The following is a 21348-nucleotide window of genomic DNA, read 5'->3' on the forward strand; positions in this document are numbered from 1 at the left end:
ATTAGAACTTGGGCTATCGCACGTTGTTAGCGTGTCAAAAATGTCCCAATTGTTACAGTGTGTGGAGTATTAAGTGTCGAAATTATTGCTGGAAAAACTACCTGAAGAACTATCTTCATTGCGCGATCAAGGGTTATACAAAGATGAGCGTGTTATATCTTCGTCCCAAAGTGCTGTGATCACTACTGAGCAGGGAGACGTGATTAACTTATGTGCCAATAATTATCTGGGTCTTGCCAATTCCCCAGAACTTATTGAGGCTGCCAAAAACGGTATGGATGACTATGGTTTTGGAGCCGCATCTGTGCGTTTTATCTGTGGAACACAGAGTATTCACAAGACATTAGAAGGAAAGCTCAGTGAGTTTTTGGGAATGGAGGACACCATTCTTTATTCGAGCTGCTTTGATGCCAACGGTGGTTTGTTCGAAACTCTCCTAGGTAAGGAAGATGTGGTAATTTCGGATGCTCTCAATCATGCATCGATTATTGATGGCGTCCGCCTTTGTAAAGCTCAGCGTAAGCGCTACGCAAATAACGATATGGCAGAGTTGGAGGCATGTCTTAAGGATAGTCATGAAGCTCGTTACCGCTTGATTGTGACCGATGGTGTCTTTTCCATGGATGGTGTCATTGCTAACTTAGACGCGATCTGCGACCTTGCTGAACGTTATGACGCTTTAGTTATGGTGGACGATAGCCACGCCGTAGGTTTTTTAGGTGAAAATGGACGCGGCAGCCATGAGTACAAGCAGGTGATGGGACGTGTCGATATCATTACAGGAACCTTGGGCAAAGCTTTGGGTGGCGCCAGTGGTGGTTACACTTCAGCTAGAAAGCCGATTGTGGACTGGTTGCGACAACGTTCCAGGCCCTACCTTTTTTCCAACTCTCTGGCACCAAGTATTGCGGCCGCCAGTGTGAAAGTATTGGATCTTTTAGCCAATGGTGATGCTTTACGCAAAAAGCTATGGGATAACGCTGAGTATTTTCGCAGTAAAATGGAGGACGCAGGTTTTACGTTGGCAGGTAAAGATCATCCTATTATTCCGGTTATGATCGGTGATGCATCCCTTGCTGGCAAATTTGCTGCAGAGTTGTTAAAAGAAGGGATCTATGTGATCGCATTTAGCTATCCCGTAGTACCTCAGGGGCAGGCGCGGATTAGGACACAAATGAGTGCTGGTTTAGAGAAAGAGCAGCTAGATACTGCAATTGAGGCCTTTATTCGAATAGGACGTAAGCTGGATATTATTTAGTTTAGCGCTTATTAAACGAGGCTGGTCTGTGGAGTGCTCTGACTACCAGAACACTCCCTGCTTATCTTGCACTAGAGCGTCTTTAATTTCCGTCTAGTAGATAATTTGTATTTCAACCTTCGCTACTGCATCGCGCCAGTCATAAGCTGCTGAGCCCAAATCACCCACACCATGAATACCTGAGCTAATGTGTACAAAACCTTCGCCGTCATCATTAGGTGAGAGTGGTTCGCCACCACATAATGGTCCAGGAATACTTGCACATAACTCATCGTTTGTCTCGCTGCCGGCGTCATAAGCTTTAGCATAAGCAACAACACTTCCGTTATAAGGTACGCGCACACTGTCGATTGCCATAAATGTATCGTTAGTGGGTAATAGCATAGCGGCCATACTCACACGCATATCGTTATAGCTACCTGTTACCATCATAACTGTAGATTCGCCTGGCCCTAACAAACCCTGAGACGAGGCTGTATCGGATACACTTGAGCTGCCTTCAACAAGTGTACGCAATGGTGCTATATTACCTGCTTCAGCCATAGCTGCAATTTCTTCAGATGCCGGTTCTCCAAGAGTGAAAAGAGAAACAGGAGATGAGTGTGCAACAGTTAGAATCGGCGTGAAAGATTGACCTTTAGTAATATTGGTGACTTTAACTTGATATTGTGGGCCATTTGCAAAAGCCGATGTAGCACTAATAAGCCCAAAGATTCCACCTGCAAGAATGCTAATGTTTTTTAACTTCATGAATATTTTCCGCATTTATAAAAAATTATTAAAAATTAAAGTGTGTGTTAATCATGATGCACTAAAGTAAATGCCAAAAATACCCGGCCATTAATATATTCGCGCCTATTTTTTATTTTTTGAAAGAAATATCGATTTTTATTTTTTTGTTAAAAGAAAAATTACTTTTATAAAATTCAATAATTCACTTAAAAAATAGTATTTTTTTAAATATTTTTAATTTTTTTAATAATTCTTAATTTTTGAAAAATTAAAAAATTGTCATGTTTGTGTCTAGGTTACTCTGATTTTTTAATGTTGTTTATTTTTTATTAAAACAATGAAGAAAATCTAATTGATCAATTGTTTTAGTGATTTTTATTGTTTTGATAAAAAGAGAATAGTTTTGTGATAGTTTTGTGTTTTTCTTGTTATATTTTTATAGGGCAAATAATTTCTAATTAAGCTGTTGTGTAAAAAGGTTATGGAGATGAAATTTTTTGCTAAATGTTTTCAGTCTTTTCTGAATCAGTCTTTTATGAAGGCAGAGAAATAGCCTGCTTGAAATGGCGGTGTATGGATGTACCGCTACGTGTCGGCAGACACGTGCGAGATACTTAAAATCAAGCCGTTTCACACAACGGCGCTGTATTTAAGGGGCGATATATTTAACTGCCAAGTTAATAACTGGCTTACTTTCGTTTGCGAGCTACAAGGTGAATATAGCGTCCAAGAGAACGAAAAGGGTCTTGTTGAGAAAACTTTAATTCCATTTCGAGTAGTGCTTCAGGTGCATGTTCACGCATACGAGGATTAGCTATATAGTCATGGAATACTCTAATTCCACTCTGGGAAATAATATCTAATTCATTGTTTTTACACCACACAAGCACGTCATCAATATGTAGCGGATTTATTGGCGTTAGACTACCGCTATGGCCAATAAAATTTCCAGATTCTACTTTGCGAAAATTGCCTCGTAAAAGGTTTTTATAAACGATGGAATTGATATTGAAAAAAGCCAGAGACAAAATTCCACCGGGCTTTAAATTTTTATTCAAATAAGCCACAGCTTCTGCAGGCTTTGCCATCCACTCAAGGACTGCGTGGCACAGTAGTATATCAACTGGTTCTTTTAGATATTTATCTAACTGTTGGAGTGAGCAATGTAAAAAATTTATATTTTTTATCCCCTGCTCATATGCTGTATTTTGCGCTAGTTTGAGCATTTCTTGTGAAATGTCACACAGAGAAACATGATGACCTTCTTTAGCCAAGGGTAGGGCAAACTGGCCTTGTCCCCCACCAGCATCAATAATAGTTTTTATATCGTTCAGGTGAGGGCGCAGGTCACGTTCCAATACCGCTAATCTAATTTGGCCTTTAAGACCTTGGTAAACTTTGTTTTTAAAATGATGGGCTAGGTCATCAAAGTTTTTGTCTTCGCTGGTATCGTGTTGCATGTTCATGAAAATGGATACTTTGCTCGCTGCATGAGCGGCGCAATATAGCGGTACAAACCTTTGTCGTCAAAGGCTTTAAGAATGGCAATTTATATGCCTTTATGCGTGGTTGTTTTTTATTCGTCTTTGGCTGTATCTTTTTGGTAGTTCGGGTATAATCCGCCGACTTTTTTCAGCCGATTCAACTACGGAATACTATGACTGTAAAAACCTTCGATCCGAAGCAAACTACCACTATGGAAACCCCAGCGAAAGTTATCGAGTCTTCTCAACCTAGAGCCGACAGTGACGGCGCGAAAGTAGGTTTTGTTAGCCTTGGTTGCCCTAAGGCTCTGGTTGACTCTGAGCGCATTCTAACGCAGCTGAAAATGGACGGTTATGAGGTTTCCCCAACCTATGAAGGGGCTGATGTTGTAGTTGTTAATACCTGTGGTTTTATCGACAGTGCCAAGCAAGAGTCTCTAGATACTATTGGTGAGGCGATCGCCGAAAATGGCAAGGTGATTGTTACCGGTTGTATGGGTAAAGACGAAGATTCTATTTTAGATGTACACCCCAATGTTCTCGCTGTTACTGGCCCTCAGCAATATGAAGAGGTTGTCAGTGCGGTACACCAGCATGCGCCAGCGCCTGTTCGAGCAAAGCATAACCCATTGATTGATTTGGTTCCTGAACAGGGCGTTAAGTTGACGCCTCGCCACTATGCTTATCTAAAGATAAGCGAGGGTTGTAATCATCGCTGTAGTTTTTGCATTATCCCATCTTTGCGTGGCGACCTAGCCAGTCGTCCTGTGGGTGAAGTATTAGATGAGGCTGAGCGCTTGGTAAAAAGCGGTACCAAAGAATTGCTGGTTATTTCACAAGATACATCAGCCTATGGCTTGGATATAAAGTACCGCACGGGTTTTTGGCAAGGTCGTCCAGTTAAATCTCGTATGCTGGAAATGTGCGATGCTATGAGTGAACTCGGTGCTTGGGTGCGTTTGCACTATGTATATCCCTATCCCCATGTGGATAATGTTATCCCTCTTATGGCCCAGGGGAAAATCCTGCCCTATCTCGATATTCCACTTCAGCACGCGAGTCATTCAGTCTTGAAAAATATGCGTCGTCCTGCACACCAAGAAAAGACTTTAGAGCGTATCCAGCGCTGGCGTGAGATATGTCCTGACATCACATTGCGTTCAACATTTATTGTCGGTTTCCCAGGCGAAACGGAAGATGACTTTAATCTGCTGTTAGATTGGTTGGATGAAGCGCAGTTAGATAGAGTGGGGTGTTTTCAATACTCACCTGTTGACGGGGCGACGGCTAATGATTTGCCTGGTGCCGTTGACGAGGAAGTCAAGCAAGAGCGTTGGCAGCGTTTTATGGAAAAGCAACAGAAAATTTCCACCGCTAAACTCAGTAAAAAAATCGGTAAAGTTTTGCCTGTTATTATTGATGAAGTGGATGAGGAAGGGGCTGTTGGCCGAACCCAGGGGGATGCCCCAGAAATTGATGGTTTGGTATATCTCAACGATGAATTTAATTGTCAGCCAGGCGATATCGTTAATGTATCGATTGAGCACTCTGATGAGTATGATCTTTGGGGCAGTCTTGTCGAGTAACAAGATTTAGGGGCCTAGGCCCCCATTATCGACGTACTACTTGTTCAATATTTTTTGATAGCGCCACTTTCTACTGTTTCACTAACTCTAGCTTTTCCTGTTTTTTCGATGATACCTTCGCAAGATATTGTAGAGCTTTTTCTGCACCTATCTCTTCGGCGAAAGTTATTAAATCTTTGCCATTGCAACTATAACGTGTATGTACCTTATTATCGAAGGTGCTAACTTTTCTGTTATCCAAGTTACGTTTTAAACGGCGCATTTGATTTTTCGCGATAGCCATACAAATTGGCCGTGCCTCTTCATCACCTTGGTAAACATATTTAGTTTTTGCACGATCAGCGCTTGCGACGTTGGCTGTGAATAAAACGGCTAGTGTGATTAATCCAGTTGTTAGTGATACGACGCTTTTCATTGTTATTACCTCTAATGAATATACTTAATAAATTTAAAAATGGGTTTAAATATCAACTTATTTCTCGCTATCAGCTTGTGGCTAATATTATGCTGCTGTATTTATGTTTATAAACATGAACAGTTTTTGCTGCTTTATGTTTTTGTTGTGTATATTTTGACGTAATAAAATAAAAAAAGTTGGCAAATTGCGGTAAAGAGATGAAATCCAACGGTGGGGAGTAATATCTGAGACGAAACGAATACTGCCATCAGATGAGTGACATGAGGACATATCTCAGTTATATATTAGATATATAGAACGGTAATAAAACAATGACAGTAATAACATATTACTGTCATTGTTTTTTAAAAAATAAACGAGTGTTTTAAATTACGGATAGTTTTTGGGTAGCGTCATATCGAGGTTTTTTAACAAAAATGCCCAGCGGTCTGCATATTCCTCGATGATTTTTTCTGTAGGCTTACCTGAACCATGCCCCGCACGTGTTTCGATTCGGATCATCACAGGAACGTCGCCTTTATGGGCCTTTTGCAGCGCTGCTGTATATTTAAAACTATGACCCGGAACAACACGATCATCTGTATCTGCTGTGGTAACTAGGGTGGCGGGGTATTGTATTCCCGGTTTTAAATTGTGGTAAGGAGAGTAGGCGTAGAGTGCTTTAAATTCCTGCGGATCTTCTGCTGATCCGTAGTCATCTACCCAAAAGCGCCCCGCTGTAAATTTGTGGAAGCGTAACATATCCATAACGCCTACCGCAGGCAATGCAGCTGCGAATAAATCTGGACGTTGTGCCGACGAGGCGCCGACCAGAAGTCCGCCATTACTGCCACCGAAAATAGCAAGCTTTTTCGGGTTGGTGTATTTACTTGCGATAAGGTGCTCAGCTGCCGCGATGAAGTCATCAAATACATTTTGTTTTTGTAGTTTGGTTCCTGCTTTATGCCAAGCTTCACCATATTCGCCTCCGCCTCGCAAGTTAGCAACAACGTAGACTCCTCCCATTTCCATCCAGGCTAAATTGCTGGTGGAAAAACGTGGGGTGAGTGAAATATTAAAGCCGCCGTAGCCATATAGTAACGTAGGTAGTTGGCCGTTAGGTTTAATATCTTTTTTGTGGGTGATAAACATGGGAACCCGTGTGCCATCTTTAGATGTGTAAAACTCTTGTTTTACAATGTAATCACTGGGCTTAAAGGCGGTACTGGCTTTTTTATAAAGCTTGCTTTTGCCACTTTTAACATCGTAGTGATACACCGCTGAAGGTGTATTAAAGCTAGAAAAAGAATAAAAGGTTTCCTGTTTATCGGGGCTACCATCAAAGCCTCTGGCACTGCCGATACCAGGAAGCTCCACGTGGCTGACGAATTTACCTGTGGGGCTGTAGGTTTTTACTTCTGAGCGTGCATCTTTTAAATAGTGAGCAATAATATTGCTGCCCACCCAACTGGCGGAACTGAGTACATCTTCCGCTTCAGGGATAATAGTTTTCCAGTCACTCTCTTTTGGTTGCTCAAGGTCGATTGCGATCACCTTACCTTTGGGGGCATTTTGGGTGCTGCGAAAATAAAAGACATTGTCTATGTTGCCGAGCAATGAAAAGTCATATTTGAATTCGGTAACAAGATCTATTGGCTTTTTACGAGATTTCTTTAAGTCAAAGTAGACGAGGCGATAACGGTCATCGGTACCGCGCCAGATAGTAATGAGAAGATAATTGCCATCGTCTGTAACTTCTGCACTAAAGCCCCATGCTGGCTGGTCTGGGCGCTCGTATATTAGACGATCTTTCTTCTGTGCGTTACCCAAACGATGATAGTAAACCTTTTGATTTTTATTCAAACTCTGATATTTTTGCCCTTCAGCTGGCGTTGGGTAGCGCGAGTAGTAAAAACCTTTACTATCACTATCCCAGCTGACAGAGGTAAACTTTAGCCATTGCAGCTCATCTTTGAGTATTTTTCCTGTTTTTAAATCCTTTACTTTCCAGGTGCGCCAATCAGAGCCCCCGTCTTGGATACCATAGGCAAGGTAGCGGCCGTTCGGGCTCACTTTAGTTTGTGCCAATGCCACGGTGCCATCTTTTGACCAAGTATTGGGGTCTAGGGCAAGTTGAGGCTTTGCATCTAAGCTCTCCTGAAAGTAGAGTACACTCTGGTTTTGTAAACCGTTATTTTTGAAATAAAAATACTTGTTGCCGGCGATAAACGGGGTACCATACTTTTCAAAGTCCCACAGCGTTTTCATTCTCTTTTTAATCTGGTCACGCTCTTTAATGGTCGACAGATACGAAAATGTTACTTTATTTTGTGCCTCTACCCAGTCGCTCACATCTTTTGAATTGCGCACGTCGTCTTCTAACCACCGATAAGGGTCTTTGACGACCGTGCCGTGAAAATTATCTTGCTGATCGACCGTTTTACTCTCAGGGTACTTAAAACCAGCAAAAGCAGGTAATGAGAGCATAATCGCGGTCACATAAGAAAAGAAAATACGCATATCTGATCCTTATAGTGTGAAAGTATTTATTGGGTACTTCTCTTAGTAGAAGTACTCTTTATATGGTATCGATGTATAAACGTATTAGACTCCGATTTCATTAACTTTGTTTAATGAAAGTGAATATTTACACCCCTTTGGTAGTAGTAAGGTTGGGCGAAATTACATTGGAGATTGATTTGAGTGCCCTAAGCTTGCGTAGTTATTGGTGTCACCTGCTTCTTTGACAGCTTTATTAAGCTGAACTAATCTCGTCAATACAATACCGTTTTAGATACACGCTCCAAGGAAGCCATATGCTGCGCTCGTTACGCTACCAAATTTACGCATTATCCTTTGGCCCGATCATTATCATCTCTATTGCTGTCGTGGTTATTGCTATTGGCACATCGGCAAAGTTGAATGACTCTTTGTCTTCTAAAGTTGAAATAGCCATCATGGATATTGAGAGTCGTCGTCTCATATCACTGATGGATTCTGCTCGTAATATTATTGATCCTTACGTCAAAATGCCTGGAGATAGCGGTAAAGAAGAAGCTTTGGAGTTATTGAAACGCTTTACCTATGACCAGGGTGTTGGTTATATATTCGGATACAACTACCAAGCGGATAGAGTATTACTCGGTAAAAGCGGCGATGGAGTTGGCGAGAATTTCTGGGATCTGCAAGATAAAAAAGGACAGTATATTATCCGTGATCTAATCGCCTTATCCAAAGGCAATAATTCTGGCGTATATAAATATTATTTCCCAAAGCCAAACGAAAGTGAGCCCTCAGAGAAATACTCCTACGCCATAGGTATTGATAAATGGAATCTATTCATTGGTACGGGTATTTATTTTGACTCGATTGACTCCGTGCTGACTAAAGTTGACAACTCCTTAAATGAAACACGTGAGAGCGCTATAAGTAGAAATTTGGCAACTATAAGTGTGATTCTGGTGGTGGTTGCTGTCGTCGGCTCTTTTGCCATAAGAAGCTTGCTAACAGGCTTGCGGGGTTTGGAAAATTCCATCGAAAACCTTAGCAAAGGCGAGGGTGACTTAACGGCAAAACTCTCGATGTATGGCATTACTGAGCTAGATCGTATTACCCGGAGTTTTAATCATTGGATATCTCAGATGGCCGAGGATATTGGTTTATTAAAAACCACTAGCCAACAGCTTAGCTCCGTGGCTATCACCGCCAACGATAAACAAAACAAGCTCAGCCAGGAGGTGGATCAGCAACGAGAGAGCACCATCATGGTTGCATCTGCGGTTGAAGAAATGAGCGCCACTGCTTCTGATATTGCAAAAAATGCGGAAAACACCAGTATGATCGCCACTTCAGTAAATAGCGAGATCAATCAGGTATTGCAGGAGGTGACTCGCTCATATTCTTGTATTGGCGATCTGAGCAAAGTATTAACTAATGTTGATACATCTTTGCAAGAGCTAGACGGCAATGTGGATGAAATCAGTAGTGTGTTGGCTGTGATAGAAAGTATATCGGAGCAAACTAATCTACTTGCACTTAATGCGGCTATTGAAGCGGCGAGGGCCGGAGAGCAGGGACGAGGTTTTGCAGTGGTTGCCGATGAGGTTCGTTCGCTGGCTAAGAGATCTCAAGAGAGTACTGTGGAAATCGGCCAAATTCTAGAAAAACTCAAAATTAGCAGTGGGCGCACACTCTCTGATATGAAATCCACTGAACAAAGCCAAACGATGGTGAATGAAGCCATGGAGGCAATAAAAGGGCTTGTGGAGTCTACGACCACGTCGATTGAAAAGCTCGCCGAAATGAACACCTTAATGGCAACTGCTGCATCTGAGCAATCTGTGGTGGTTAACGAAATAAGCCAGTCTATCAATGAGATAGCTAGCATTGCCGAGGAGATCGGTGAAGGTAGCACAACAACTAAGCAGCAATTCGATGAAGTTGCGCAGCTTTCATCACATATCGATTCTGTTTCTAAGAAATTTACCGTCTGATATTAACTTATCTTGGATTTTGGAATAAGCTCACTACTGATAGGAAACCAGTAGATCTATCTAACTCAATCTACTAGTTTCACTTGTAACTTTTTTGTGGGTCAATTATTCTTAAATATCTCTGACCTCAGAGGCCCTATAAACACACCAAAAGCGTGTTTTAATCGAGCTCCAAAAGAGCTAATTCTCCATCACTTTGCCGGTGATGAATCGGAGGTTAATTGAATGGCGAAGTCGTCAAAGTATACAGCGCGTAAACCCGATGAAGAGGGGTTTATTGACTATCCTGAGCACGAACACCAGATTTGGCAGATTCTCTACCGAAGACAAAAAGAAATCCTCGTTGGAGCTGCATGTGATGAGTATCTTGCCGGTGTTGACTTGTTGCACCTACCCAAAGACAAAATTCCGCAATTAGGCGAGGTGGATGAAGTTTTATACGATACCACAGGGTGGAAAACAGCAGGTGTTGCCGCACTCATCTCATTTGATAAGTTTTTCTCTCTACTCGCATCCAAACAGTTTCCAGTCGCCACCTTTATTCGTTCGAAAGAAGAGTTAGATTATCTGCAAGAGCCAGATATTTTCCACGAAGTTTTTGGCCATTGTCCTTTATTAACACATGAAGCTTTTGCTCACTTTACCCAGCAGTATGGAGAACTAGCCTATGCTGCTTCTAAAGAAGATCGTGTATTTTTGGCTCGTTTATACTGGTTTACAGTTGAATTTGGTTTACTTAAAACTGCACAAGGCTTGCGTATATACGGTGGTGGTATCCTATCTTCGCCAGGTGAAACAGATTATGCTATGAACGATGAAAATGTTGATCGGCGCGCTTTCAACATTACCGATGTGCTACGCACGCCTTATCGTATAGATATTATGCAGCCGATTTACTATGTATTAGACAATATTGAACAACTCTTTGATATTGCTAATATGGATATTATGGCTGAAGTAAAAAAAGCTAAAGCACTCGGACTTTTTGAGCCGACTTTTCCTGCGAAAACTAAACATGCCAGTTGAGGAGAGAACATGAACGACCTTATAGAACAATCCTGCGAAGCTTGTCGCGCAGACGCCCCTAGGGTAAGCGAATCAGAACTTGCAAAGCTAATTAAAGAGATTCCTGATTGGAATATAGAAACTCGCGATGGCATTATGCAACTGGAAAAAATGTACATCTTCCGTAATTTTAAGCTAGCAATGGCTTTCTCCAACAAGATTTTTGATCTTGCTGAAGCGGAAGGTCATCATCCGAGCGTCTTGACCGAATGGGGTAAAGTGACTGTTACTTGGTGGAGTCATTCTATTAAAGGTTTGCATAAAAACGATTTTATTTGCGCTGCTAAAACTGATGTATTGTGGAATGAGTAGCGCGTACTTTATTTGTAGTAATATCAAATATTAATCAAGTTAATATGCCGTAAAGAAAATAGTAAAACGTATAGTAGTATACGTTTTACTAAATCTTATTTAGCCTACTTAACACTCTTATTTTAAATCAAGTAATACCATTCTATTTGTATGCCAAGCTCCCCCGACCAAAACAAGCTTTTTGAATATATCGCACAAGAAATATATGAAAAAGGTTTTTGTATTTGTGAAAATGCATTGCCAGAAAAACTTTCTACAGAGTTACTCAACGAAGTCCTACAAAGTTCAAGCACTCAATTTACACAAGCTGGCATTGGACGAGCCAATGACTATGGGAAAAATAGTGAAATACGGCGTGATTCAATTGCATGGATTGATTCTGATAGCGATGCAGGAAAACATTGGTTGCAGTGGGTGGATGGCTTAAAAATAGTGATTAATCGACACCTGATGTTAGGGTTGTTTTCTTTTGAAAGTCACTTTGCAGTTTATCAGCCTGGTGATTTCTACAAAAAACATTTCGATGCTTTCAGGGGTAAAACAAATCGTAAGTTAAGTGTTGTTACGTATCTTAACAAAAATTGGCAAAGTGAGCTGGGAGGCGAACTGATTTTATACGCTAAAGATGGAGAGCAAGTGTTAAGTCGAGTTTGCCCTGCGTTTGGTACCCTTGCTATCTTCCTGAGCGAAGAATTTCCACATGAAGTTCTAAGTGCCTCACGGCAACGTTATAGTATTGCCGGTTGGTTTCATGTGAGAGATTATTAGCTTCTATTTAGGTAAATTAGTAAATCGTGGTCTCTTAGTAGTACCTAAAGTTATTAAAAAGATTATTTTATTCTATTGGCGCCAACAGCTTCTATCATTCCCATTTGCGTATTGCTGCGCCTGCAATACGTTTTAAACCTTCTATACTTATTCAACATATCTCTTATTATCATACAATCTCAAGGCATTAGAATGAGTATAAAAACGCGTATATTGATAATATTTTGCTTCTTCCTAGCATTACTTTTGATGAATGCTGTATTCATCAATGTCTGGATTGATGGAGCGAAAGATTCTATGAGCGTTATAAACCAGTTGGGTCGTCAGCGAATGCTTTCGCAGAAAATGACGAAAGAAATAATGTTTACCCTTAACGGCAAAGATAAAAGCTCAGAGCTGACAGAGAGTAAAAATCAATTTGAGAAGGTTCTATACGGAATGCTAAATGGCAGTAAAGAATTGGGCTTTGAGGCAGCCACCGACCCTGAGCTTGTAAGCCAACTGAAAGATGTGGATCGCAGTTGGATTTCGTTTAAGAATGTATCGCAGCAGCTCACCTCTGCAAACTCCCCAAAGTTGCTGGATAATTTTTATGACGGTTCTATAAAGCTTCTCCGTGAGTCACATGAAGTTGTGCTTGTGTTGGAAGAAGATTTTAATGGCAAGATAAAAAGTTTATATATTATTGTGATTTCATTCTTTTTAGTCTCCATCGTTGCTGCAGTTATCGGTTTTTGGATGTTGAAGAAATATCTTTTTGAGAGAATAGAGGGTATCAAATCTACTTCAGAAAATATTATTGAAAGCAAAGATTTGACAATGCGTATTAAGATTGATGATCAAGATGAAATCGGTTCGACAGCCGGCGCCTTTAACCAGATGATTGAGAGTTTTGTCCATGTTAATGAGCAAACTAATCAGCTAGAACAGGAACTGCAAAACCAATTGGAAATGCTTGCGATTGCCACGCAAGAAAATAGCAGTAGTATGAATATACAGCGCAATGAAATTGTTCAAGTTTCTACTGCCGTGAATGAAATGGCGACCACGGTACAAGAGGTTGCCAGGAACACACAAGAGGCTGCGACAGTCGCTACGAATGCGCAAAGTGAAGCGAAAAATGGCAGCGAATTACTAGAGGCGAGTATGAAGCTGACGCACTCTCTAGCAAGTGAAGTTCGCGATGCTTCAGAAAATATTGAAAAGCTTGCCATGGCTTCAGATTCTATTGGTGGCATTGCCGATACTATTAGCACAATTGCAGAACAAACTAACTTACTAGCATTAAATGCGGCCATTGAAGCTGCCCGTGCTGGTGAGCAGGGGCGTGGCTTCGCTGTTGTTGCCGATGAGGTGAGAACTTTAGCCCAAAGGACTCAGGAGGCGACAAGTGAAATCCACAAGCTAATTTCCACGTTGCAAGATACCACTCAAGCTTCGGTTGAGACTATGGAAAATAGTAAACAAAGATCTGAGCAAGGTGTTGAACAAGCTGAAAATATGGCAACTGCCTTGAAAGCGATCATTAATTCCGTGCAGAACCTTAGTAATATTAACCATCAAATAGCCGTTGCAGCAGAGCAGCAGACTGCTGTTGCCGATGAAATAAATGAAAATATTGTTCGTATTGAAAGCAAGGCTGAGAACACATTCGCTAATGCTGAAGCTTCTGCGCAATATACCCAAAATTTATCTGATATGGCGTCTAGGTTACGAGAGTGTATACAGGAATATAAGATTGATTAGAGCTGCTTAGTAAGCGATAGATATGTATTAATTGAAAGGATCGTTATTCCTGCATGAGATAATGATATTATATCTAGTCATAAGTTAACGCTTCATCCTATTTACTATACATGTTATCTATTTTGTATTTCGTCATTCACGATTTTGTTTATAATATTAGGCCATTCCTTAAGCCAACAGCAAATATGATCAAAGTTCTCATATTTGATTATGGCGTGTTTGTCTTTTTCGGCCGCCTTTTCGAATATAGATAATGGGATAACCTTATCCAGTTCTCCAAATAGATGCCATCGCTTAATAGACTTATCTAATGGTAAGTAGTCTATTGGATTTTGTGAATGGGACAAGGGATCATAGCCGAAATGCTCAGTCCATGCTTTATGGTCTAAATTTCCAGCTATCGTAATCACTTTATCAATATCTTTGCGCTCTTTAGCAAGCAATATGGCAATGCTCGCACCGCCACTATGGCCTATAAGCGTGAAGTTCTTGGCTTTCGTGCTGATCTTTATCTGATCTAATGCGTCACTCATTGCATTGATTACTTCTGCAGAGTAGCGCGCTGATGTCCATAGAGCATTATTACAATTATCTGGTAATGTAATAAAACCATAACATGGACGATTGAGATAAAGGCTTGGGTGCTTGTCTTGTAACATCATCTTTAATGCTATAAATGAGTTCGAAGTGGGATTTTCGCTTGGCTCTATTCCTCGAAACCAGGGAGTACCGTCACCTTCTAAATAGATATGCAATGACTGGCCGTCTTTGATAAATAACGATTTCGAGCTTAAGATAAGAATCTCATGCTGTCTGGTTGCTATACTTTCACCGTGGAGTGCGTTTTTCTTTGTAAAATTATGTAGTGCTATTGCACCATTGTGTTGGCAGGATGAGATAAATATACTAGCAGCTACAGATAGCGCTACATGGAGATATTGCTTCATTAGTAATTTTATAGAAGTTATGGACATATCTTTCTGATAAACGTAATTGTGTATCTTTTAAGGGCAGAGCTATATTTTAACATGCTAACGATTTATTGCTTTATTAAGCCTATGATTTCCTGTAGGGGGCCAGGATCTCTAATATCGCTGGGTATCTAATGAAATGTATTTTTAATCTTATTCTGTCTATGGTGTTGGCCAAATCAGTTTTTGCTGAAATGGTTTTCACTCATGTTACCCCTGTTAGCGATGATGACCGCCGCCATGATTATGAAATCGAGCTGTTGCGATTAAGTTTGGAAAAAACAGTTAGTGATTTTGGTGCTTATTCGATGCAAGGTGCTGCCAAAATGAATCAGGCGCGGAGCAAGGCGAGTGTGCGACAAAACCGCTATACAAATCTCATTCGTACTTTTGGCTACCAAAAGGATTTCGAGTACGACTACAATGTAAGTTATATTCCTTTTCCCATTCATTTAGGCTTGGTTGGATATCGTGTTTGTTTTATCCCCGATGCTATACAACAACAGCTTAGCGACGTTAAAACTAGTGACGATTTACTAAAATTCTTACATGGCCAGGGTAAAAGTTGGGCGGATGTTGCAATATTACGTTATAACGGCTTTAAGGTGACAGAAATAGCCGAGTATGAAAGTTTATTTAAGATGACAGCGGCAGGGAGGATTCACCTATTTTGTCGCGGTGTTAATGAAGTCATGTATGAATATAATAATTATAAAGATATGGAAGGACTAGCGCTTGATAGAGCCATGGTGATTTTTTATCCCATGCCGCGTTTCTATTACACGCACAAGTCCAACACAGAGGCCATAAAAAGAATTTCCGTTGGCCTCCAGCGTGCTTACGATGATGGATCCTTATTAGCTCTTTGGGAAAAGCATTATCGAGAAAGTATTAATTTTGTGCAATTAAAAGGGCGGCGCTTCTTTTATTTTGATTCTCCATTTACGCAATCCATAGAGTTTGATTACATGAAGTACTTTATCCAACTCGAAAGATAAACGCTTTTAGCTTTTATTTTGCTATTCAGCATCTGCTTCAACCGCCCAATGCAGGGGCATACGAGTGGGCCCTGTCGCACTCTCTAAACCAATCATTTCGTCGTATGGTGTATTTTGGATTAACCATACGTTTTCAAAAGTTTGCTTTTCACAATGCTTTTTTATGTGCGAAATCGTACGAAATTTTACAGGTAGGCCAGAACTGTCACTAATGTAGTGTTTTTCTCCTTGTGAGTGTTTTTGAATATTGGCTAGATATATATTACCTTCGTGAGACTCAATATTTAATACCATTTTTCACCTCAGATAACGGGTTTTTTTTTCACCTTTTTGGTTTATACGTAACCATATCTGATTCGGTTTTATTGACATGTCTTTCGATTGAATTATTTCGACAGGGCCTATTAACTTGCAATAGCCTTTGAATTGCGACATATGGAAACAAACTCTTCAAGAGGCACTGGTTTGGTAATAATGTAGCCCTGAGCATAATCTACTTCTAGCTTTTTTAAGGCCTGAATTTGTTCTTCGGACTCGATGCACTCAACTACAACTTTCATTCCAAGTTTGTGCGCTACTTTAGTGACTGCTTCGACAATCGTTTGGTCGATATCATCTGTGCCGAGGCTCGTCGCAAACATTCCATCAATTTTAACAGTCGTGACACCTAGCTCTCGCAGATATGCCAAGGAACTTGTACCGGTACCAAAATCGTCGAGTGCAACTTTGCAGCCAAGGCGCCTCACTTCATCAACGAAATTTTTTGCTCGCACATAGTTTGCCATGGCTGCGGTTTCGGTTAACTCAAAGCAAATATGCTCAGGAATAATTTTTTCATCTTCTATGAGTTGACGTACAAAGACGAGATAACTTTCATCAACCACTGTATTGGCAGACATATTGACGTTAATTGTGGGTAGGTTACTCTTGTCAAAATATGTACCAAATACATGCACTACTTGCTCTAAAACCCAACGGTCGATGCGCTGTATACTACCGAATCTTTCGGCTGCGGGTAAAAATTTACTTGGTAGCAGGAACTCACCTTGTTTGTTGAACATACGCACAAGGGCTTCCCATACATTTGAGTGATTTTCATCCAGGGACTCTATTTTCTGAAAATACAAACGGAAGCCGTCATTCTCAAGAGCATCAGTAATGTCTGAAATAACATTCATTTGAGATTGTTGCATTTCCAACAAATCGTTATCGCTATCATGAATCTCAATTCTATTTCTTCCGCCTTCTTTTGCTGAATAACAAGCTGCGTCCGAATTACTTAATACAGAACTTACTGAGTTAGTCTCGGGAGTAATGGCAACTATACCGATACTTACGCCTATTTTAAAAAGTCTTGACTCCCAGGCGAATGTATAGCCACTAATGCTTTCCAAAATCTTTTTAGCCAGTCTCTCAGCTTTTATAATTTTGCAATTATCGAGAAGAATGGCAAATTCATCGCCGCCTAAGCGGGCCAAGGTATCGCGAGAACGAATATTATTTTCAATTAATTGTGATACTTGCTTTAGTAGTTGATCACCTGCCATATGGCCGCAGGTATCATTAACCACCTTAAACTGGTCTAAGTCCAAGTACATTAAAGTTGATTCAACATTATTCTCTTTGGCACTTTTAATAGCATGCAGTATACGGCTTTCCACTTCTTTTCGATTGACTAAGCCTGTTAGTGAATCATGCTTGCTGCTCCATAATAATTGCCCTAAGTGCTTCTGTTGTTCTGTTACATCTTTTAATGTCAGTGTTGCTCGAGTGGAGTAATTAGCCATTCCCACTGCGACAGGGCTTATCGTAAGTTCAATCTTTCTCTCTTCACCGTAGCGTGTTTTGAGAATGTAAATTTTATCTGTCGGTGAAAATACTCTCTTTTCTGCCACGCATTTTTCAATAAGATTTTTAAGATCCACCAGTTTATTGCTTTCAAACAGTTGTAGATAGCTGCTAACTTTTTTACCTAGACACTCATCTGCGCTCCATTTTAATAATCCTTCTGTAGCAACATTTAGATAATCAATACAATAATCATCATTAATTCGCATAACTCCTTCAGACAGAGAAGCAAGTGTCATGTTGGCAATGTCTTTTTCTAACGCTAATTCAGTTTGTATATTCTTTAGGTTGGTTATGTCGTAGAAAACTACCACTGTACCATTGGGTAAATCTTCTGCTCCCTTATAAGGAGATATAGTACAGCGGTACACTGAATTACCAATTAAAATTTCTTCTGTTCGCACCAAGACATCATTTACCATTTCCTCAAATAGCTTTTTGATATCAGGCATATCATGTAGCCAGGGAATAGAGAAAAATATGTCATTGATGCGCAGGCGGCTGGTATCTACAAGCACCGAGCAACGTTTAGTAAAACGTAATATGCGGAATTCATGATCTAGCAGAAAAAGGGGAACATCTAGAGATTCTTGTATGTTAAAAATGTCTGTTGTTAAACGTTCTTGTTCTAGGCTTTTTTCGGAGAGCTCATCATTTACGGTTATTAATTCTTCGTTGGTCGATTGTAGCTCTTCATTAACCGTTTGCAGTTCTTCATTGGTACTTTGAAACTCTTCGTTGGAAGATTGTAATTCTTCATTGTAAATTTGTAGTTGTTCATTGGCTGTTTCCAGCTCTTCAACCACTGTTTGTAAGTTTTCGCGGGTGGCTGATAATTCTTGCTCCAGATCAACAACTAGTGAACCATCTTCTTTTTCCCCATCATGTTTAGAATGGGGTACACCAGAGTTGTTTTCTTGTAAAGTTAATATGGCGACTAACCAGTCCGGGCGCTCTTCATGAAAATGTTCAATAAGTATCTTTAGAAAATAAGACTTATTATTAATCGTTACCTGTTTGCCAATTTTATGAGCTTGTTTATCTGCTCGGCGAGCCTTATAAATAAGTGCTCTCATTTCAGACCGATATTCTACTGGTGTTTGTTCAATAATATTTTGATTAAAGTAGCCCTCTTGCTCTACCAGCATTCCTGTCATTTTACGTGAGCTGTAGATAATATTACTTTTCTCATCTATCACGACCCCAATGGGGGCATGTTGTTCAATCAGTAATTTATGTAATTCTTTTTCAATACTAAATCTTTTGTTTTCAATTGGTTGAATTTTTTTATCTTGTATTAAAGGACGAAATTTTATAGCGTTTAATGAATGGGCATTGTCCATTTTTTTTCGGTATATCCGAAGTTTCTCGTTTATAGTTGAAAATGCCTTTACATCTTGTACGTTTTCAGAGTTGCCTAAAAATAATATGCCTTTGTTTTCTAATGCATAATTAAACACATTGATAATGTCATCTTGTAGTGCATTATTTAAATAAATAAGCAAATTCCTACATGAGACCATATGTAATTTGGAAAAAGGTGGATCAATAATTAAGTTGTGTGTTGAAAAAACAACATTGTCACGAATGACTCTTCTCGTTATTAGTTGGTCTTCTGTAGCATCAAAATATCTTTCCCTATATTCTTTTGGGATATTGACACACAAATCTAAGTTGTAGCGGCCCATGCGAGCATGATCAATTGCCTTTTCGGCAATGTCGGTTGCAAAAACCTTGTAATGGATAGCAAGGTCGTTCTTGCGAATTAAGTCATCTACAATAATGGCTAATGTGTAGGCTTCTTCACCTGTAGCACAGCCGGGTACCCATATTCTAAACTCGGTAGAATCACTCAGTTCTTCGAGGTATTTGCTTATAGTTTTTTTTACTTCATCAAATGCTTGTGGGTCTCGAAAGAATTCACTAACATGGATAAAGGCATCCTGTACAAACATGGATAGCTCATTATCATTCTTCTTCAAATATTCAAAGTATTCTAATATTTCATTGATGCGACAAATAGACATGCGCCGAGCAATTCTTCGAGACATGGTGCTAGATCGATATTGTGAAAAATCAATACCAGTGCAAGAAAAAACATACTGATTTATTGCTGTATATACTGTGGGTTTAATTCTCTCTTGATAACTATCTTTATCCGACAACACATAGTTATTAATACATTCGGCAATTTCCTCAGGACTGCCAACAAAGTCTATATGATTACTTTGGATAGCGAATTTAGGCATACTGTCATAGCTACTGGTATGAGGTGTTTGTACTGCTGTAAATCCACCACTGGCATGTAATGAAGCCATTCCCATCGCACCGTCACTACCTGAGCCTGATAATATAACACCTATGGTTCTATCTTTATAATGTTGCCCTAATGATGTCAGAAAGCGATTTATATTTGGCTTCGGCATTGCATCTGTATTAGGTTTCGAGAGGGTAACTTTGCCCTCGCAAATTTCTACATTGGAATTAGGCGGCGTAATAAAAATTTTACCGGGGGAAAGTTCTTGACCATTAATTAACTCAATTACCTCCATGGAAGTACTGCGAGAAAGAATCTCGGATAACATACTTTTATAATGGGGAGATAGATGTTGACAAATAATATAGCATATATTGGTTTTCCCTAACTTTGGTAAAAGATGCTGATAAGCTTCTAGTCCACCAGCAGAAGAGCCCAAACCTACAACATAATAATCTTTTTCACTCATAACCTCTCCGCTTTATATGGTGCAAAAATTATCTGTTAAGAAAACGATGCTGTGACATGTCAAATCAACTTCTCGCGCGGAAATAATAGAGCAGCTCAGTAACCCTATTTGCATGCATCTCAAGGTTGTCTTGTGAGAACTCTGGGCTCATAAACTGGGAGAAGCCAGGTAAGCTATTTATATCAATTTTATTTATGTTTTGAAAGCCCATCGACCAATCGGGGAATTTTCTTTCCGATATGGGCTCTTTAACTAAGGTGCGAATACGGAAGTGGCGATCATCATCATTAATGCGTGCATATAAAGCTTCTAATGTTTTTATATCCCCTTCTATTACTTGAATAAAGGATTGATCTTTGTAAAGAAGTAAGCCAGTAATATCATTGGCACTATTAAAAGAGCGAGCAACATTCAATATTTCAGCCAATTCATCACTATCCATTAATTTTATGGAGCGAGAAACATAAACAATTGTACTTAGCAAAATATTACATCCTTTTTAGTAATAGGTAACGATTATTTGAATTGAGAATGTAAAAATTAATAGCTATTGATATTTTTATCCTTAATATCTTACTAGACGTTTTTACAGACAATTTCTCTACCGATAAAAGCAACCATTTATACGTATTGAGTAACCTTTTTGATTATTTAAACTTCAAGCAAAAATGAAATACTAACGACTTAATATTCCAGCTTACGAGAATCATACTTAAAAAAGATATTTAAATAACCTTTAATTTTTTAGTAAATCATTTACAGCTAAAGCATTCGCCATTTTAGAAGTGTAGCTCATTTTGTAGGGATTATCGTTTTTTTCACTAGATTAAGTAATCTTTGTCGTGTATGTAGAAAAGTCGACACCTAAAATTAATTTCCAATGTAAACAAGTTTGCTGTTTTGTGTGCCAGTTAACCTTCAGTGTAATATGACTTTACGCGGTGTCGCGACAATCAACTTAACT

16 protein-coding genes are annotated in these 21348 nt (G+C 39.7%); 8 read left to right on the top strand and 8 right to left on the bottom strand.

Annotated elements, in window-relative coordinates; genetic code table 11:
* Positions 1 to 73: 73 nt before the first annotated feature.
* Complete coding sequence (locus BVC89_RS03510) at positions 74 to 1258, top strand: glycine C-acetyltransferase (RefSeq protein WP_086929877.1); 1185 nt, start codon at positions 74 to 76, stop codon at positions 1256 to 1258.
* A gap of 93 nt (positions 1259 to 1351) precedes the next feature.
* Here BVC89_RS03510 and BVC89_RS03515 read toward each other — a convergent pair whose 3' ends face one another.
* On the bottom strand, positions 1352 to 2008 hold the full coding sequence (locus BVC89_RS03515; protein WP_158657765.1) for a spondin domain-containing protein: 657 nt from the start codon (positions 2006 to 2008) through the stop codon (positions 1352 to 1354).
* Positions 2009 to 2679: 671 nt separating this feature from the next.
* A complete protein-coding gene (locus BVC89_RS03520; protein ID WP_086929879.1) occupies positions 2680 to 3456 on the bottom strand; it encodes a methyltransferase domain-containing protein in 777 nt (258 codons plus the stop codon).
* A 230-nt stretch (positions 3457 to 3686) separates the two neighbouring features.
* Between BVC89_RS03520 and rimO the strand changes: the two genes are divergently transcribed.
* Positions 3687 to 5060, top strand: coding sequence for a 30S ribosomal protein S12 methylthiotransferase RimO (gene rimO, locus BVC89_RS03525; RefSeq protein WP_245929405.1), 1374 nt, complete (start codon positions 3687 to 3689; stop codon positions 5058 to 5060).
* Between the two features lie 70 nt (positions 5061 to 5130).
* On the opposite strand, the gene BVC89_RS03530 is transcribed toward rimO, so the two are convergent.
* Both BVC89_RS03530 and BVC89_RS03535 read right to left on the bottom strand, forming a co-directional pair.
* The gene (locus BVC89_RS03530; protein ID WP_086929881.1) at positions 5131 to 5475 is read right to left on the bottom strand and encodes a DUF3718 domain-containing protein; all 345 of its coding nucleotides are present in this window, start codon (positions 5473 to 5475) and stop codon (positions 5131 to 5133) included.
* Positions 5476 to 5847: 372 nt separating this feature from the next.
* Complete coding sequence (locus BVC89_RS03535; protein ID WP_173780723.1) at positions 5848 to 7977, bottom strand: prolyl oligopeptidase family serine peptidase; 2130 nt, start codon at positions 7975 to 7977, stop codon at positions 5848 to 5850.
* Between the two features lie 296 nt (positions 7978 to 8273).
* Between BVC89_RS03535 and BVC89_RS03540 the strand changes: the two genes are divergently transcribed.
* The 5 genes from BVC89_RS03540 (at position 8274) to BVC89_RS03560 (ending at position 13841) form a co-directional block, all read left to right on the top strand.
* Entirely contained in the window at positions 8274 to 9950 is a 1677-nt protein-coding gene (locus BVC89_RS03540) for a methyl-accepting chemotaxis protein (RefSeq protein ID WP_086929882.1), read from the top strand.
* Between the two features lie 225 nt (positions 9951 to 10175).
* A complete protein-coding gene (phhA, locus tag BVC89_RS03545) occupies positions 10176 to 10976 on the top strand; it encodes a phenylalanine 4-monooxygenase (protein WP_086929883.1) in 801 nt (266 codons plus the stop codon).
* Between the two features lie 9 nt (positions 10977 to 10985).
* Positions 10986 to 11327, top strand: a complete 342-nt coding sequence (locus tag BVC89_RS03550; RefSeq protein WP_086929884.1) for a 4a-hydroxytetrahydrobiopterin dehydratase — start codon at positions 10986 to 10988, stop codon at positions 11325 to 11327.
* Positions 11328 to 11477: 150 nt separating this feature from the next.
* Positions 11478 to 12095 carry a 2OG-Fe(II) oxygenase gene (locus tag BVC89_RS03555; RefSeq protein ID WP_086929885.1) on the top strand — a complete coding sequence of 206 codons (618 nt, stop codon included), beginning with the start codon at positions 11478 to 11480 and terminating at the stop codon, positions 12093 to 12095.
* Positions 12096 to 12287: 192 nt separating this feature from the next.
* The gene (locus BVC89_RS03560; protein WP_086929886.1) at positions 12288 to 13841 is read left to right on the top strand and encodes a methyl-accepting chemotaxis protein; all 1554 of its coding nucleotides are present in this window, start codon (positions 12288 to 12290) and stop codon (positions 13839 to 13841) included.
* 113 nt (positions 13842 to 13954) lie between these two features.
* On the opposite strand, the gene BVC89_RS03565 is transcribed toward BVC89_RS03560, so the two are convergent.
* Positions 13955 to 14815 carry an alpha/beta fold hydrolase gene (locus BVC89_RS03565; RefSeq protein WP_158657766.1) on the bottom strand — a complete coding sequence of 287 codons (861 nt, stop codon included), beginning with the start codon at positions 14813 to 14815 and terminating at the stop codon, positions 13955 to 13957.
* Between the two features lie 131 nt (positions 14816 to 14946).
* Between BVC89_RS03565 and BVC89_RS03570 the strand changes: the two genes are divergently transcribed.
* Entirely contained in the window at positions 14947 to 15810 is an 864-nt protein-coding gene (locus BVC89_RS03570) for a hypothetical protein (protein ID WP_086929888.1), read from the top strand.
* Positions 15811 to 15831: 21 nt separating this feature from the next.
* Here the strand turns inward: BVC89_RS03570 and BVC89_RS03575 are convergent, their stop codons facing one another.
* The 3 genes from BVC89_RS03575 to BVC89_RS03585 form a co-directional block, all read right to left on the bottom strand.
* On the bottom strand, positions 15832 to 16104 hold the full coding sequence (locus BVC89_RS03575; protein ID WP_086929889.1) for a DUF6482 family protein: 273 nt from the start codon (positions 16102 to 16104) through the stop codon (positions 15832 to 15834).
* Positions 16105 to 16214: 110 nt separating this feature from the next.
* On the bottom strand, positions 16215 to 20384 hold the full coding sequence (locus BVC89_RS03580) for an EAL domain-containing protein (protein ID WP_086929890.1): 4170 nt from the start codon (positions 20382 to 20384) through the stop codon (positions 16215 to 16217).
* Between the two features lie 64 nt (positions 20385 to 20448).
* Positions 20449 to 20868 carry a BLUF domain-containing protein gene (locus tag BVC89_RS03585; protein ID WP_086929891.1) on the bottom strand — a complete coding sequence of 140 codons (420 nt, stop codon included), beginning with the start codon at positions 20866 to 20868 and terminating at the stop codon, positions 20449 to 20451.
* Between the last annotated feature and the right edge of the window lie 480 nt (positions 20869 to 21348).

The sequence above is a fragment of the Agarilytica rhodophyticola genome, assembly GCF_002157225.2.
Classification (GTDB): Bacteria; Pseudomonadota; Gammaproteobacteria; order Pseudomonadales; family Cellvibrionaceae; genus Agarilytica; species Agarilytica rhodophyticola.